The organism is Acidimicrobiia bacterium, assembly GCA_041394025.1.
Classification (GTDB): Bacteria; Actinomycetota; Acidimicrobiia; order IMCC26256; family JAOSJL01; genus JAOSJL01.
This window is the reverse complement of the sequence record JAWKJA010000003.1, coordinates 836,406-852,082: the sequence shown is the minus strand read 5'-3', so window position 1 is coordinate 852,082 and position 15,677 is coordinate 836,406. Positions and strand designations below refer to the sequence as shown.

Genomic DNA, 15,677 nt, shown 5'->3' with positions numbered 1-15,677 from the left:
TGAGGGTTCCGTTCAGAGAGCGCGCACCCTTGGCGAGGCCATCGAGGGCCGGTCAGGCTCTGGAGATATCCGATCGGCTGGAGAACATGTCGCCAATGGGAAGGTCGCGACGACCAGTTCCGTTCTCCGACGTCCTATTGGGTGAGACCGACGGCGACGGGGAGGTGGTCGCTCAGGTCTCGTAGCTCGGGAGTGTCGAGTACCTCGGCGTGGGTGAGGACGTTCTCGTTGAAGAGCGGCTCGCTGGCGAAGACGTAGTCGTCCTGCCAGGGACGGTCAGATCCTTGGTGGACGTGGGTGTGGATGTGGCGGCATACGTCGCCGTCGGTGCATCCGCAGCCTTCGAGAGGGCAATCGGCCCTGAACGCGTCGAGGCAGTCACGGAGCCCGAAGGCTTCGATGCGCTGGAACGCTGCCCGGTGCCAGGGCAGATACCGCTCGTCGCTTCCTGTCCACTGAGTCGTGATGTTGAGATCGCCTCCGAGGATGACGTACTTGCCGAGACTCGGCTCGTCGAACAGCGGTACGAGATCGGTGAGGATCCTGTTGACGGTCGTGACGGCGTAGCCGTTGTCGATGACTCCGTAGGCGGACACGAGCGTGATCCGACGCCCGCCGACATCGACCCGGCCGACCGCAACCGATCCCGGCCACGTTTGGAGGAGATCAGAGTCTCGCTTGTTGGCACGCCCGCGCGCCTGCGCAATGACCTCGACCTCGATACCGAAACCGATGACGCCGGAGCCCCAGTCCTGCGTGTCGTGAATCGGTTGGAAGGACTCCGACCGGAGCTCATCCGGGGGAGAGGCCTCCTGCACGAGCGCCACGTCGGCGTTCTGCTTCAGCCACTCCCAGGCCTTCGGCCGAGTGTCGGCGGGCTGCCGCCAGTGGTGCATGTTCCAGATGATCAGCCGCACCGCGGACACTCCTCCATGAGTTGCTGCGACGACCGTATTCCCCTCCTGGGACTCGTCGCGTCCGACGCGCACCCTCCGTCTTTCGTCGTTGGGGCGCCCCACGTATTCTCCACGGACTCGAGCCGGGAGGGACCAATGGAGACGAAAGAGCTGGAGCAGGCGTTCGCGTCGACGCGAGGCGTTCTCGCGAACGTCTCACCCGATCAGATGGACGCATCGACGCCGTGCCAGTCGTGGAAGGTCAACGAGCTGGTCAACCACATCGTGGGTGGCGCGATGTGGTTCGGCAGCACCGTGGAGTCCGGCGGTTCCGACGACGACGGGTCCGACCTGCCCGACTTCGCCGCCGGCGACTACCTCGCTGCGTTCGACCAGGGCGTCGAGAGCGCGATCGCGGCGTTCGGCAAGCCCGACGCCGGCGACAAGATGCTCACGCTGCCCTTCGGCACGATGCCGGGCTCGGCGTTCTACGGCCTCGCCACGACCGACGCGTTCGTACACGGATGGGACCTGGCCAAGGCGACCGGCCAGGGGACCGACCTGGAGCCGGAGCTCGCGCAGATGCTCCTCGACGTGTCCCGGGAGAACCTCGACGACAACTGGCGCGGGCCCGACCCCGATGCTCCGTTCGGTCCGGAACAGACCGCACCCGACGGCGCGACCACGGCCGACCAACTCGCCGCTTTTCTCGGACGCAGCGTCTGAGCCGATGGGCGCCGAGGGGTGACGTCGCCGCCCCGGATTCTGTTGGTCGGGATGATGGGTGCCGGCAAGACGACTGTAGGGCGCGCTGTTTCGGCGCGGACAGGCTGGCGCTACCTCGACAACGACGAGTTGGTCCAGCGTGCCACCGGAAAGCCCACACCGGAGGTGCTCGGCGAGGCCGACGAGACGACCCTGCGTCGGGCCGAGGATGCGGCGCTCGACGAAGCCCTGGCGATCGCTCCGCCGGTCGTGGCGGGCGTGGCCGCGGGTGTGATCGAGAACGCCGACGCCAGGGAGCGGATGCAGCAGGAGGCGTTCGTCGTCTACCTGCGCGCACCGCTGGAGGTGCTCACGGCCCGTGTCGGCGACGGTGAGGGCAGGCCGTGGCTGGCTGAGGACGCCGCCGACGCCCTGGCGCGGCTCTTCGACGGCCGTGGGCCTCTGTACGAAGAGGTCGCCGATCTCGTCCTCGACGTGGCGGACGCAACGCCTGCCGACCTGGCGGCACAGGTCGTCGAGGCCGTCGGACGCTGATCCGTCGGGCTCCTTCCGGAGTTTCCCGGATTTCTCGGAGCTCGCCCCGGACCCAGATGGACCCTTCGATGTCACACCCGGTTGTTAGGTTGATTCTGTCGATCCGGCGGGTGTTTCCGCCGGTCGGTCTCTTCCCCCGATGGCTACGGCCGCGTGCGCTTGACTGCGCGCGGCTCGGTACCGGAAGGGGTGAGGAATGACTGGTGGAGGCGACAACAGGGGGCTGGGGGCGGCCACCGCTGGCGTGCCCCGCGTTCCCCGGGTTCGTCGTACGCCCGCGCCACCCGCGGTGCCGGCCGGTCCACTGGGTCAAAAGCTGCTCGACCTCCAGGGAGAGATCAACCGCCTGGAGGCTCGTTTCGTCGCCAGGCTGCGTGAGTTCGACCGGTCGGGAGAATGGAAGCTCGACGGCATGGCGTCGCCACAGGCATGGCTTCGTCACCACGGCCGGATGACGGGTCCCGCGGCGTCGAGTCGAGTGAAGGTGGCACGCCGCTTGGTGGAGCTTCCGAGGACCACCGAGGCGTTCGACGAAGGTGTGATCTCGCGTGACCACGTTGCCGTGATCGTGTCGGGCACCGAGCTCACCGACGGCCTCGACGGTTCCACCCGGGTCGATCGTGCTGAGATCGAGCAGGCGATCGCAGCCGGCGAGGAGATCTTCGTCGACTCCGCTCGCGAGATGGACCCGTCGAACCTGCGGAGGGTGGCAACGCACTTCCGCCACGCGGTGGAGCCCCAGGTCGTCGTTGCCGACGAAGTTGAGTCCGTGGCGCGACGCAGTCTCCACATGTCGCAGTCGCTCGACGGACGGTTCCATCTGAAGGGTGAGTTCGACGTCGAGGGCGGCACCATCGTCAGAACAGCACTCGACTCGCTGATGGTACCCGGCGGCACCGACAGCGAAGTCGCTGATCCTGCCGACACGCCTCCGCGGAGCGCTTCGCGTCGCCGTGCCGACGCGCTCGTCGCCACGTGCGAGAAGGCACTGAGCACCGGGGAACTCCCGAGCACGGGCGGCGAACGGCCTCAGGTGTCGGTCGTCGTCGACCTCGAGACGTTGACACGCCTTGCCGGTGTGCCCGCCGCCGAGTTGGAGGACGGAGCCCTCTCAGCGGTGAGGCTGCTCGTCGCCTCGCCTGCGACGCCGGTGTGGTGCGGGTCGTCACCGACGGCGTCAGCCAGCCGCTCGACGTGGGTCGCAAGATGTCGACGGTGCCCGCCTACATCCGACGGGCACTCGTCGTACGGGATGGCGGGTGCGCCTGGCCGGGATGTGACCGACCGCCCGGCAGGACCGACGCACATCACATCGTCCACTGGGCGCACGGCGGCGACACCTGCGTCGAGAATCTCGTGTTGCTCTGCCGGGCTCACCACACCAAGGTCCACGAGCACCGCTGGACCGTGAAGCTCACCGGCGACGGACGACTGGACGTGAAACCGCCCTAGGGACGTCCACGTTGGCGAGGTTCCACCTATGCTCCGCAGGTTCGAGCCGGGAGGAACTCATGGACACCGCACCGATGGAGCAGGCCTACGCGACGACGCGAGGCGTCCTCGCCAACGTGTCACCAGAGCAGATGGACGACCCGACGCCGTGCGCGTCGTGGACGGTCCGCGAGCTCATCAACCACATGATCGGGGGAGCGATGTGGGCCGCCGGCGCCGTCCAGTCGGGAACCTCCGACAGCGACGGGTCGGACACCCCCGACTTCACCGACGGCGACTACCTGGCGTCGTTCGACGAAGGCGTCGCGAACGTCACCGAGGCCTTCGGGAGCCCCGAGGCCGGCGACAAGACGCTCAGCCTTCCGTTCGGTGAGATCCCGGCTCCGGTGTTCATGGGCTTCGCCACGACCGACGCTTTCGTCCACGGCTGGGACCTCGCCAAGGCGACGGGTCAGTCGACCGACCTCGACCCGGAGTTCGCCCAGGGGATGCTCGACGTCTCGCGGGCGAACATCCAGGACGAGTTCCGCGGCCCCGACGGTCAGGCGCCTTTCGGTCCCGAACAGCCGGCCCCCGCCGGTTCGAGCGCCGCCGACCAGCTCGCGGCTTTCCTCAGGCGCACCGTCTGAGCGAATCGGCGTCACGGCGTGTCGCCGCCGGACACTCCGACCTGCGCGACGGCACCTCCACAGCCACGACGAGAACGACGTCCACTTCGTCCGCCGCTCCCACCGGGATCCGGGGGTTGCTGTCACACAGTCCCCCTATGGTGTGTCGAGGCTCGGAGCCCGGCCATCTGGCTCCCGTGAACGCAGACGACAGGGAGACGAGATGGCCATCGACGAGCACACCCGCCACCACCTTCACGAGGTCGCCCGCGAAACGTGGGACGACGAGGCCGCCGATACCCTGATGGAGATGCTTCCTCCTGTGGGGTGGGCCGACGTCGCCACGAAGCGGGACCTCGACGCCCTCGAGGAACGGATGGACTTCCGCTTCGGGGCCCTGGAGGCCCGTTTCGATGCGCGCTGCGACGCCCTGGAGGCGCGCTTCGGAGCCCTCGAAGAACGCACCGACGCACGTTTCGCGGCGGTGGACCATCAGATGCAGGGGCTCCGCCACGAGCTGATCGGCGAGATGCACGCCATGCAGTCGCGTCTGGTGATGTGGCTGGTGCCCACGATCCTCGCCGGTGTGGGAGCGTCGGCCGCCGTCGCCCGGCTCCTGTAGAGCGGCTCCGGATCGGTCGGGAGCACCTCCCGGGTCCTCGCTCGGGCGCCCCGTCCGAGCCGTTCGACAGGACGGGAAGTATCGTATAGTCTCGTACTATGAGATTAGAGGTTACGAGGCGCTCCGATCTGGCGACCCGGGCGCTGCTCGTGCTCGCCGAGTCGGGGGAGCGGCGCAAGGCGGCGGAGCTCGCCGACGTGCTGGGAGCGTCGCCCGGTTTCCTGTCCCAGGCGATGACGCCGCTGGTCGACCGCGGATGGGTGCGCTCCGAGCCCGGGCGGTCCGGCGGCTACGCCGCGGCAGCATCGCTGGCCGACCTGTCGGTGCTCGACGTCGTCGAGGCGGTGGAGGGCGAGACCGACCGCGACCGCTGCGTCCTCGAAGACCGGGCGTGCACCAGTGGCGACGGCCAGTGTGCGCTCCACGACGCCTGGGTGCGGGCGCGGGGGAACCTGCTGACCGAACTCGCCGAGACGCCCCTGGCCGCGGTCGCCGCCAAACGGAGCGCACCATGACCCGCTCACCCCGGAACCACGCGTCACCTGTCGCAGGGTCGTCGCGATCCCTCCCATCGTCCCTCGCACATTCGTTCCAGCGGTCTCGACACAACAGGAGAACACCATGACCACATCCACCACCCTCGCCGCCATCGTCGACGACAACCCCGCCGCCGCGCGGGTGCTCGAGCGCCACGAGCTCGACTACTGCTGCGGCGGGCAGGACTCCTTCGACGAGGCCTGTGCCCGACAGGGGCTCGACCCCGACCAGGTGCGCGCGGAGATCGACGCCGTTGCCACCTCCGATGAGGCGCCGTGGACGACGATGGGGCCGGCCGAGCTCGTCGACCACCTCGAAGCGACCCACCACCGCTACCTGCACGACGAGCTCCCCCGGCTCGCCGCGCTCGCCGAGAAGGTCCGTGACGTCCACGCCGAGCGCCACCCGGAGTTGCACGAGGTGGCGACGAACTTCCGGGCGCTGCACGCAGACCTCGACCCGCACCTCCGAAAGGAGGAGCAGGTCCTGTTCCCGATGATCCGCGAGCTCGACGGGGCCACGACCGCGCCGTCGTTCCACTGCGGCACGCTGAACAACCCCATCCGGACGATGCTGATGGAGCACGATCAGGCCGGCGAGCTGCTCGCCACGCTGCGCCGGGTCACCGACGGCTACCGCACACCGTCCGACGGCTGCGCCAGCTACGAGGCCCTCTACCGGGGCCTGGAGGAGCTGGAGGCCGACACGCACCTCCACGTCCACAAGGAGAACAACGTGCTGTTCCCCGCCGTGCTCGCACGCGAGAACGAGCTGGCGACGGACGCGCGCTGACGGACCGTCAGCACTTCGCGGGGACCAACGGCCGAACGGCCACCGAACGGCCGCCGGGCTGTCGCTGAACTACCGCTGAACTGCCGGGCTGCTACGAAGGCCCGGCGGAGTCGTCGGAGTCGTCGCGCAGCTCGCTCAGTGCGACGACGCGGACGACGGGCTCGGGATGCTCCTCGGCGCCGATCCAGCGCACGCACATCGTGCCGTGCCGGTGCCCGCAGGTGTCGAGCCAGTTCGGGACACCGGGATCCGACATGGCGACGACGACACGAACGGATCCGTCGGGTCGGTAGTGCGCCGTCCCCTGGTTGAGGTGGACGGGGAAGTAGCGGTAGTCGAGGCTCTCGAGCCAGTAGTTGGCGAGCTGGACGTTCCAGAAGTCGCACTCGGGCGGGTCGAGCTCGATCACGAGCGCCTGGCCGTCGTCGAGCTCGAACCAGCCGTGGTAGTAGGCGATGTTCGGGTCGCCGCCCGCCGCCAGCGCCGTCTCGGGTGGGAAGCGGGGAAGTGTGTTGGGTACCGTGCGGAAGTCTTCGGTCCAGGCGGCGAACATCTGTGACGCACCCTGGACGAACATCGTGGCTTCGCTCAGCGCCTTGTCGATCCGTTCGGGCGTGGGTGGCCGCGGGGCGCTCGGGCCGTCGATGCGCTCGATCTTCACCTGCGCCAGCACCTCGTTCTCGTGGTCGACACGCGTCTGGCGGATCTGGATCATGCGGGTCTCGGGCGCCATCTTCAGCCAGTTCACCGCATCGGGGGGCTTCTCCACCGAGGCGATGATCTCGAAACCTCCATCGGCGTCGACCTCGATGTCGTCCGCCTCGAGGTAGCCCGTCGTGTCGAGCGAGCCCGTCTTGCCGTACCCGCCCGCCTGCGTGCCGAATCCGAGGTAGTGCACGGTGCCCCGCACGCCGGTGAGGCGGTAGGTGAACTCACCCTTGACGGGCGCGGCGAGGTACACGTTGTCGGGGTTGTCCATGCCCATCTTGATGGTCTCGTCGACCGCGCGCGTGAAGGCGGGAGCCTCGGGGTCGGGTACCTCGAGGAAGAAGTTGAGAGAGGCGCGTGTCAGGCGCGTGAGATAACGCCAGCCCTCGGCGCGATCCTGCGTGTCCATCGGCACGGAGTCGGCCAGCACGACCGAGCCGGCCTCCTCGAGCGCGGCGCAGAAGTCGCTCCAGATGCGTCCGTCGAGGACACGGGCGTCGCTGCCGTCCGGGTCGTTCGAGTCGTCGGAGTCGTCGGACCGGTCGGAGTCGTCGGGCGCCGAGGTGGTCACGCCGCCATTCTCATCCGGTCGCCGACGCGTGGTCGAAACGACGGTCGACGCCCAGGTTCAGCGCCACGGTGCCCAGGTTCTCGAGGAACCAGTCGAGAGGACGCGCCCGCCACCACGGGACGTCCCGGCACCCGAGGTCCTCGGCGACCTCCACGGCTGCGAGGTAGCCCGAGGCGAGGTGGGTGGCGCCGTAGGGGTGGATCGAGTTCGACAGGTAGAGCCCGGGAAGGAAGCTGCGCGACACGCCTCCCTCGACGATGCCGGGGAGGGGCCGGTTCTCCGCGAACTGCTCGGGGATCGCACTTCCGCCGATCATGTTTCCCCGGACGGCGGAGGGGTTGTTCATCTCCTGGTTGTGGGGTGTCATCACGTGCCGTTCGGCGATCAGGTCCCCGAAGCCCGGCACGTACTCGCCGAAGCGCTCCGTGACGGCCTCGGCCAGGGGTTCGGCGAGCCCGGGCCAGGCGTCCCAGCCGTCGAGCCTCGACCCCCGCCAGCGCCTCGGGCACGGGGGGACGCTCATCCACACGTAGGCGGTGTGGCACCCCGGCGGAGCCTGGGCGGGATCGGCCCGGGTGGGGATGAACCAGCCGCCCATGACGTCGTCGGGGATCACGCCGGAGCTGAGATCGGCGAAGGCGCCGCGCATCTCGGCGAGGGTCTCGCCCCCGAAGTAGCCCACCCAGGCGCGCTGGATGGAGGGGTCGTGGGCGGCGGAGGCGAACTCGGGATCACCCTCGAGGGCGTACATGACCGCGAGGAGCTGCGGGTCGTCGTAGTTGAAGCGTTTGATGGCCCGGGACCGCTCGGCGCCGATCGCGTCTTCGCCGACGAGTTGCAGGAACGTGGGGGCGAGCGTCAGGTTCGACACCACGACGCCGGCGGTGATCTCCTCGCCCGGAAGCAGCGCGTCGGGGCCGAGCCGTATCCCCGACGCCTTCCCGTCGGAAACGAGGATGCGCTCGACGGGGCACGTGCCCCAGACCTCACCGCCGTTCGCGACCACGCACTTGACCAGGGCGTGCGTGAGCGCGTGCGACCCGCCCCGTGCGGTGTGCACGGCCATCGGCTGGAGTCCCGAGAGGCTGAGCGCGAGGGCACCGAGGCGCAGGCGGGTGGGCCACTGGCCGGTGAACTCGCCGAGCGCGGCGGGCGTCGTGCGGACCTCTTCGGAGTCGAAGAGCAGCTCGAGCAGTTCGATTCCCGTCATGCGGAGAACGTCGTCGCCGGTGAGGGAGAGCCCGAGGCGGGCGAGCAGGGCGTCGTCGAAGGCGGCGAGCCGGTCCAGGACGGCTGCTGTCGGCGGTCCGTAGAGGAGCTGACGGTTCAGGTCGAGGGTCTCGTCGAGCGCTTCGGCGAAGTAGGAGGCGATCGTCGCCTGCACGGCGGCGTCCTGTTCGGACGCCGCTGTCAGACTCGCCTCGGTGATCGCGGGGTCGAGCGCCTGCACGACGTTCGAACCCGTGGAGAACGTCTTGGCGAACAGGACGTCGGTGCCGCGCAGCTCGAGACCGAATCCCCCGAGGTCGAGGTCGCTCATGGCCGGGCTCATCGCCGGGACGAGCCACTGGGCGTGGGTGTTGTGCAGGAACCCCGGACGTCCCAGCTCGACGGTGTCGCAGTGCGCCCCGCACTGCCCCCGCGCCTCGAAGACGCCCACGGACATGCCCGCCTTGGCGAGGTACGCCGCCGTGGTCAGCCCGTTGATGCCTCCCCCGACGACGACGGCGTCGAAGTCGTGCATTCACTCCTCCTCGTCCGGGCTCATCCGGGCTCGTCCGGCTCGTCCGGCTCGTCCGGGTGGAGACTGTCTACACCTCAGGTGACGCCGGCATCTCCCCGATCGCGTGGTCCGGTCCCGTGTTCCGTCGTGTGATCGGTCCCGTGCCCTACGTCACGATCCGTCGGAGAGGTAGGTCCGGGTGTACCTGTCCATCTCGGGTGTCGGTTTCCACCACCTCGTGACGCCCATGTCGTCGGCGACCTTGTTGGCGGCGAGGTAACCCGGACCGCCGATGACGAGACCGCCCGGGTAGGTGGACGCACCGCACACGTAGAGGCCGTCGATGGGCGTGTCGGTGCCCGAGCAGTCCTGGTTCGGCCGGAAGCAGCCCAGCTGGAGCGGGTTGTAGTCGCCGTGCTTGATCGAGCCGCGCCGCATGTTCGGGAGACGGATCTCGATGTCCTCGGGGGTCTCCTGCGCCGTCATGATGAGGTTGTCGGGCGTCATGTTGGGGGCGGCCTTGCGCCACGTGGCGAGAACCGCCTCCTCGAGCTCGGGGCCGCGCGCCTCCCACCCTCCCTCGATGTCGTAGGGAGCGTGGGTCTGGAAGAAGGAGACGTGCCTGCCCGGGTGTCTGCTCAGGTGCGGGTCGAGGTGTGTCTGACAGGTGCTGTGGCCGCCGAAGGCCTCGAGGTCGATCCTGCCCGCGACGACGCTGTCCCAGTGGGCGAGGAGCTGGTCGGTGCTCTCGAAGCCGACGATGGTCATGAAGGCCTCGTCGACCGAGGTGTCGCGGCACGCGTACCGGGGCGGTTCCTCGGTGGCCACGTGGAGGGTGCTGTAGCTCCACTTGTCGTACTCCCAGCCCGAGACGTCGTCCTTCAGGGGGCCCGGGAGGTTCTCGGCGCCGACGAGGTCGAGGAAGGTCGTCTGCGGATCGAGGCTCGAGATGACGACGGGGCTGCGCAGGGTGCGCCCCTCCCACAGCTCGACGCCCGAGACCGCTCCGTCGTGCATGGTGATCCTGTTGACCTGGGAGGAGTCCAGGATGCACCCGCCCGCCTGCACGATCTCGCGCGCCAGGGCCCCGGCCAGCTTGTGCGACCCGCCCTGGCAGTAGGACTTGTTCATGCCGCGGTCGAGGAGCAGCGGCACGAAGAACCCCACGCCGCTCTCCCGGGGGTCGAGCCCCCACATGCACGCCGTGTAGAGCATCAGCGCACGTACGCGGTCGTCCTCGAACGTGTCGGTGATGATGTCGAGCGGGCTCTGTTCGCTGAGCTCGAGCAGCTCGGTGCCCGACTCGGTGCGCTGCATCACCTCGGTGAGATCCAGGGGTGCCATCGGCGGGATGTAGGTGGCGGGCGCGAGGACTTCCCGTGCGATCTTGCGCCAGTTCCGCATCACCCGACCGAACGTGACGGCGTCCTTCGTCGAGAACTTGTGAATCGAGTCGACCGTGTCCTCGAGCATGCGCGTCAGGAGCAGCGACGTGCCGTCCTCGAACACCATCGACGTCTGGAGGTTGGGCTTGATCCAGACCAACCCGTGGCGGCTCAGATCGAAGTCGCGCAGCACCGGCATGAAGTCGACCATCATGTGGTACACGGCGTGGATGTTGGAGTAGTAGCCCGGGAACAGGATCTCCTCGGTGGCGAGGCCGCCTCCTATCTCGTAGCGGCGCTCGACGAGCGCGACCCGGAGCCCGGCCTTGGCGAGGTACGCGGCGGTGATCAGGCCGTTGGGCCCGGCGCCGATCACGACGGCGTCCCACTCGCTCTGCGCGGGGAACTCGGAGAAGAAGCTCTGGGGATGGGGCTGCCCGACCAGTTCCTTCACATCTTTCCCTTCACGATCTTCCCTTCACCATCGTCACCATGACGGCGCTTCTTCCTGTGCGGGGTCCCGGGCGGATCAGGCGGCGTTGGCCGGCCGCTTTCCCTCTTCGGGGATGTACCAGGGCGACGGGTACCACCAGTCGCCCGGCTCGGCCACCTCGTCCTCGATGAGGATGTGCATCAGGTTGTAGCCCACGGCCATCAGGCACAGACCGCCGGGATGCGCGGCCGACTGGTGTGCGAGGTACAGGCCGTCGATACCCGGAACGCGGTAGCGGGCGAGCTCGGGGAGCGGACGCTCGTTCCACCACTGGTCTCGGTCGCAGCGGATCCCGTACCACGAGCCGCCGAGCATCCCGGTGTTGCGCATCTCCTGTTCGAGGGGGGAGTCGCTGATGATGCGGATCAGGTTGTCGTCGTCGAGGTTCTCGACGATGCAGGCGAGGCTCGCCCGCATGAACTCGTCCCACTTCTTCTTGTCGTCGGCCTTGTCCATGGCGGACATGCCGTCGACGTTGTACTGCGGCGTCGGGACCATCATCCACAAGGGCCCGTTGATGTGGCGGTCGGGCCGGGTGCACTGAGGATTGGTCGGGTCGTAGAGCGAGCTCGCCACCATGCCCCACATCGCTTCGTCGGGGGCCAGGGTCAGGTTCTCCTGACGGCCCAGCACGTTCTCCACGTTCTTGAAGTAGATCTCACGGGACTCCATGTTGAAGAAGGCGCCCGTGAAGGCGTCCTTGGGTGGTGGCAGGCGGTATTCGGGGCGGTACCGGAACTCCTCACGGGTCAGGTAGTGGCTCATGTAGAGGCTGCCGCCCTTGAGGCTGAGGTCCTTGATCCGTTGGAGGAAGCCGGCGTCGAGATGGCGCGGGCCGATCATGTCGAGGAACGTCGGCTTGATGTGCGCCGCGCTGATCACGGCCTTGCGCGCCCGGATCGTCTTGGTGGCCCAGGTGGCGTCGTCTCGGAGGCGCACGCCCGCGGCCCGACCGTTGCTGATGATGATCTCCTCGACCGGGCAACAGGTCCGGAACACTGCTCCGTGTGCGATCGCACAACGGATGAGCGCGTGGTAGTACCCGTGCATGTTCCCCCGTGCCGCGACGGGCTTGGCGATGGCCGGCGGCATGACGGTGGCGGCACTGCACAGTGCCGGGATGGCGACACCCTCCATGTGGCCGTGGGCACCCGAGCTGAGGGCGATGTAGGCCTGGCTCACCTTGAACGGCTCGGTCTCCAGGTACTCGTCCATGAGGTCGAACATCGTCATCTCGAGCAGCTCGCGCGTCCACACATCGGGCTGGTACTTCTTGTAGACCTGCATGAACGGGATGTTGTTCTCGTTGAGCTCCACGTCGGGTGGATGCGGGGGGCACCAGAACGTGGCCCGCATCAGGTCGCGGAAGGCGTCCTCGCCGGCGAGCATGCAGGCGATCTTCGCCCAGCCCATCTTGTCCTGGTCGGTCACCCGGGAGAGCCCGTCGCGGGTGAAGATGTAGCGGTCGGTGTCGAGCTCCACGGTGACGTTCGGGTCCCAGTCCATGCGGAAGCCGTACTTCCACAGCTCGAGCTGCTCCCAGCCGGGAGCCGAACCTCCGTAGTTGGCGATCGCATGCGGCTGGATCCGCACACCCGCGAGCGGCTCGACGGTCTCCTGCGCCCCGCCGGACTCCGGGCGCTCCTCCAGCACGCACACGCTCAACCCGCACTTGGCGAGGTACGCGGCGGTCGTCGTGCCGTTGTGGCCGGCGCCGATGATCACGACGTCGTAGGTCTCTTCTCCGGCCATCGTTGCCCCTCTCGCCCACGGCGGGTGCGGGGAGAATAGAGCCTCGAAAGCTTTCTGGCAAGCAATCGACCCTTGTGGTCTCTCAGCGGCGGAAGTTGTCCTCGATGATCGTGAGCAGGTCCTGCACCGCCTCGTTGATCGTCTCGAGCTCGGTGCGCGACGCGGAGCGCAGCAGTTCGTGGGTCCTGGCCACGAACGTCTCGAACGCCTCTTCTTCGACCTGCTTGCCCGTCTCGGTGAGGCGCACGAGCTTGCTGCGCCTGTCGGCCGGATCGGAGCTGCGTCGCACGAGCCCCAGTGACTCGAGGCGCTTCAGCATCTTGGTCATCCCGCCCGACGACCGCTCGAGAGCGGTGTAGAGCTCGTTGGGCGCGAGCTCGTAGGGCGGCCCGACGCGACGGAGTGCGGCGAGGACGGCGTAGTCGCTGGGCATCAGCTCGAACGGCTGGAGCGTGTCCTGTTCGAACGCCTCGATCAGCACGTTCAACCGGGCGAGGCGTGCGATCAGGAGCAGGCCCGACGTGTCGGCCGCATCGGGGTACTCCCGTGCCCACGCCTCGGAGAAGTCGTCGACCCAGCGCGTCTCTTTCACGGTCTCCTTCCTACTACCTCTCTCCTCTTCTCCTATTGCTTCCCTCTTCTGACGTCCCTTCTTCTGCTCGTGAGCCCTGCTCGTGAGCCCTGCCGGCGACGCCCGCGACCGCTCCTTCAACCGCTCCGAGCCGGACGCCGTGGCGCCCGGCGTTTGGCACCGCCCCGGCGGTCCGCCTACGCTACCCCCGAAAATTGGAACGCGTTGTAATTCCGTGAAAGCCGGGAGGGGAGTGTGGGGACCGTGGAGACAGCACACGACGAGAGCCAGAACGGCGGGGACCTCCCGGGCGCCGAGAAGGAGGACCGCGTCGCGCTCGTGACCGGCGCCGCGTCGGGGATCGGGCGGGCGACGGCACGCCTGTTCGGCGGCGACGGCGTACGGGTGGGTTGTTTCGACGTCGACGCAGCAGGTGTCGAGGAGACGGCTGCGGCCATCCGCGCCGACGGCGGCGACGCGCTCGTGATCGAGGGAGACGTGAGCAACGAGGTCGATGCGAAGGCCGCCGTGCTCACGACACTCGAGCGCTACGGCGCCATCGACGTACTGGCGAACGTCGCCGGAGTCGGACACTTCCGCCACTCGACCGAGGAGTCCCTCGACGACTGGAACCGGATCGTCGGGATCAACCTGACCGGCACGTTCCTCATGTGCCAGAACGCGATTCCCGCGCTCATCGAGAGGCGCGGCGCCATCGTGAACGTGGCGTCGATCTCCGGGTTGGGCGGTCACCCGTACGCCGCCGCGTACGGCGCGTCGAAGGCGGGCGTCATCGCACTGACCAAGACGCTCGCCGCCGAGTACGCGGCGGCGGGCCTGCGCGTGAACGCCGTGGCTCCGGGCGGTGTCCTCACGCCGATACTCGAGAGCTTCACTCCACCCGAGGATTCCGACGATCAGCTGATGGGTCGGGCCGTTCCGTTGAACGGGCTGTTCGTCGAGCCCGAGGAGGTCGCTCGCGCCATTGCGTTCCTCGCGTCCGACACCATGCCCAACACCACGGGAACCGTGCTCGTCATCGACGGCGCGACCACGGCGTGACCGCTCGCGAGAAGCGCGAAACCGATGGACCTCGCTGACTCGCGAACGGAAGCGGACTTCCGGGCCGAGGCCCGGACGTTTCTCGAGGACCACGTCCACCTGGCACCGCCGGAGCTCGGCGACAGCGCCGGCGAGTGGGACGAGAAGCTGGCGGCGTCCAAGAAGTGGCAGCGGCTGCTCTACGAGAACGGGTGGGCGGCGATCACCTGGCCCGTCGAGCACGGCGGCAGGGGGTGCGGCCCGGTCGAACAGATCATCTGGAACGAGGAATGCGCCCGCGCGCGGACGCCGTCGTCGGTCAACATCGTCGGCATCGGCATGGCGGGGCCGGCGCTCATCGCGCACGGCAGTGACGAACAGCGGGAACGCCACCTGTCGCTGATCCTGAGCGGTGAGGAGATCTGGTGCCAGCTCTTCAGTGAGCCCGACGCCGGCTCCGACCTCGCCGCGGTGGCGACACGAGCCGAACGCGACGGTGACGACTGGGTCGTGCACGGCCGGAAGGTGTGGTCGTCGGGGGCCCACTACTCGCGCCGCGCGATTCTGCTGGCGCGCACCGATTCGTCGGTCCGCAAGCACGAGGGCATGACGTTCTTCGTGGTCGACATGGACAGCCCGGGGGTGACGGTCCGGCCGCTTCGCCAGATCAACGGGGAGGTGCACTTCAACGAGGTGTTCCTCGACGGTGTGCGTATTCCCGACACCGACCGCGTGGGCGACGTCGGTGGGGGATGGCAGGTGGCCGTCACCACGATCCTGCACGAGCGCATGGCGCTCGGGGGGTCGATCAACGTGTTCCACATGGAGGACCTGCTCGCGCTCGCCCGCGACAGGCAGCACCTCAGCGCGCACGAACGCGACCTCGTCGTTCGCGTCTTCATCCAGGACCGGTGCCTCGAGTACCTGAACGCGCGGGTGATCACGAAGCTGGGCGCCGGGAGCGTGCCCACCGCGGAGGGCTCGATCGCCAAGCTCGCCGTGGCCCGGCAGCTCACGCTGGCTGCCGAGGCGGCGTTCGCCCTGCTGGGCCCGCGTGCCGTGGCCGAGCCGGGGCCCTGGCAGGATCTCTTCCTCGTCGCGCCCGGTGTCCGGATCGGCGGCGGCACCGACGAGATCCAGCGAAACATGCTCGCCGAGCGCGTGCTCGGCCTACCCCGGGAGCCCGACGAGAGCCGCACGGTCCCGTTCCGGGAGATCCCGCGGTAGCGGCCACATCGAAGCCACGCGCTGGCGCGTGATCAGCTC

General features: G+C 68.5%; 15 protein-coding genes. 9 read left to right on the top strand and 6 right to left on the bottom strand.

Annotated elements, in window-relative coordinates; translation table 11 throughout:
• Positions 1 to 134: 134 nt before the first annotated feature.
• Positions 135 to 917, bottom strand: coding sequence for a hypothetical protein (locus R3A49_11435; GenBank protein MEZ5171346.1), 783 nt, complete (start codon positions 915 to 917; stop codon positions 135 to 137).
• Between the two features lie 135 nt (positions 918 to 1,052).
• Here R3A49_11435 and R3A49_11430 point away from each other — a divergent pair, with 135 nt between their 5' ends.
• From R3A49_11430 to ric, 7 genes are all read left to right on the top strand, one after another.
• The gene (locus R3A49_11430; protein ID MEZ5171345.1) at positions 1,053 to 1,622 is read left to right on the top strand and encodes a TIGR03086 family metal-binding protein; all 570 of its coding nucleotides are present in this window, start codon (positions 1,053 to 1,055) and stop codon (positions 1,620 to 1,622) included.
• An 18-nt stretch (positions 1,623 to 1,640) separates the two neighbouring features.
• Positions 1,641 to 2,156, top strand: a complete 516-nt coding sequence (locus R3A49_11425; GenBank protein MEZ5171344.1) for a shikimate kinase — start codon at positions 1,641 to 1,643, stop codon at positions 2,154 to 2,156.
• A 289-nt stretch (positions 2,157 to 2,445) separates the two neighbouring features.
• Positions 2,446 to 3,567, top strand: a complete 1,122-nt coding sequence (locus R3A49_11420) for a DUF222 domain-containing protein (protein ID MEZ5171343.1) — start codon at positions 2,446 to 2,448, stop codon at positions 3,565 to 3,567.
• A 100-nt stretch (positions 3,568 to 3,667) separates the two neighbouring features.
• Positions 3,668 to 4,237 carry a TIGR03086 family metal-binding protein gene (locus tag R3A49_11415; protein MEZ5171342.1) on the top strand — a complete coding sequence of 190 codons (570 nt, stop codon included), beginning with the start codon at positions 3,668 to 3,670 and terminating at the stop codon, positions 4,235 to 4,237.
• Positions 4,238 to 4,439: 202 nt separating this feature from the next.
• Entirely contained in the window at positions 4,440 to 4,838 is a 399-nt protein-coding gene (locus R3A49_11410; protein ID MEZ5171341.1) for a hypothetical protein, read from the top strand.
• A gap of 98 nt (positions 4,839 to 4,936) precedes the next feature.
• On the top strand, positions 4,937 to 5,353 hold the full coding sequence (locus tag R3A49_11405) for an Rrf2 family transcriptional regulator (GenBank protein MEZ5171340.1): 417 nt from the start codon (positions 4,937 to 4,939) through the stop codon (positions 5,351 to 5,353).
• 106 nt (positions 5,354 to 5,459) lie between these two features.
• Positions 5,460 to 6,167 carry an iron-sulfur cluster repair di-iron protein gene (ric, locus tag R3A49_11400; protein MEZ5171339.1) on the top strand — a complete coding sequence of 236 codons (708 nt, stop codon included), beginning with the start codon at positions 5,460 to 5,462 and terminating at the stop codon, positions 6,165 to 6,167.
• 91 nt (positions 6,168 to 6,258) lie between these two features.
• Here ric and R3A49_11395 read toward each other — a convergent pair whose 3' ends face one another.
• The 5 genes from R3A49_11395 to R3A49_11375 form a co-directional block, all read right to left on the bottom strand.
• The gene (locus tag R3A49_11395) at positions 6,259 to 7,446 is read right to left on the bottom strand and encodes a DUF1214 domain-containing protein (protein MEZ5171338.1); all 1,188 of its coding nucleotides are present in this window, start codon (positions 7,444 to 7,446) and stop codon (positions 6,259 to 6,261) included.
• Positions 7,447 to 7,456: 10 nt separating this feature from the next.
• The gene (locus tag R3A49_11390; GenBank protein ID MEZ5171337.1) at positions 7,457 to 9,190 is read right to left on the bottom strand and encodes an NAD(P)/FAD-dependent oxidoreductase; all 1,734 of its coding nucleotides are present in this window, start codon (positions 9,188 to 9,190) and stop codon (positions 7,457 to 7,459) included.
• A gap of 150 nt (positions 9,191 to 9,340) precedes the next feature.
• Positions 9,341 to 11,008 (bottom strand): NAD(P)/FAD-dependent oxidoreductase, encoded by a 1,668-nt coding sequence (locus R3A49_11385; protein ID MEZ5171336.1) that lies wholly within the window; start codon positions 11,006 to 11,008, stop codon positions 9,341 to 9,343.
• A 75-nt stretch (positions 11,009 to 11,083) separates the two neighbouring features.
• Positions 11,084 to 12,799 carry an NAD(P)/FAD-dependent oxidoreductase gene (locus R3A49_11380; protein ID MEZ5171335.1) on the bottom strand — a complete coding sequence of 572 codons (1,716 nt, stop codon included), beginning with the start codon at positions 12,797 to 12,799 and terminating at the stop codon, positions 11,084 to 11,086.
• A gap of 82 nt (positions 12,800 to 12,881) precedes the next feature.
• Complete coding sequence (locus R3A49_11375) at positions 12,882 to 13,391, bottom strand: MarR family transcriptional regulator (protein MEZ5171334.1); 510 nt, start codon at positions 13,389 to 13,391, stop codon at positions 12,882 to 12,884.
• Between the two features lie 243 nt (positions 13,392 to 13,634).
• Here R3A49_11375 and R3A49_11370 point away from each other — a divergent pair, with 243 nt between their 5' ends.
• The gene (locus tag R3A49_11370; GenBank protein ID MEZ5171333.1) at positions 13,635 to 14,432 is read left to right on the top strand and encodes an SDR family oxidoreductase; all 798 of its coding nucleotides are present in this window, start codon (positions 13,635 to 13,637) and stop codon (positions 14,430 to 14,432) included.
• 24 nt (positions 14,433 to 14,456) lie between these two features.
• Entirely contained in the window at positions 14,457 to 15,638 is a 1,182-nt protein-coding gene (locus tag R3A49_11365; GenBank protein MEZ5171332.1) for an acyl-CoA dehydrogenase family protein, read from the top strand.
• Positions 15,639 to 15,677: the final 39 nt, after the last annotated feature.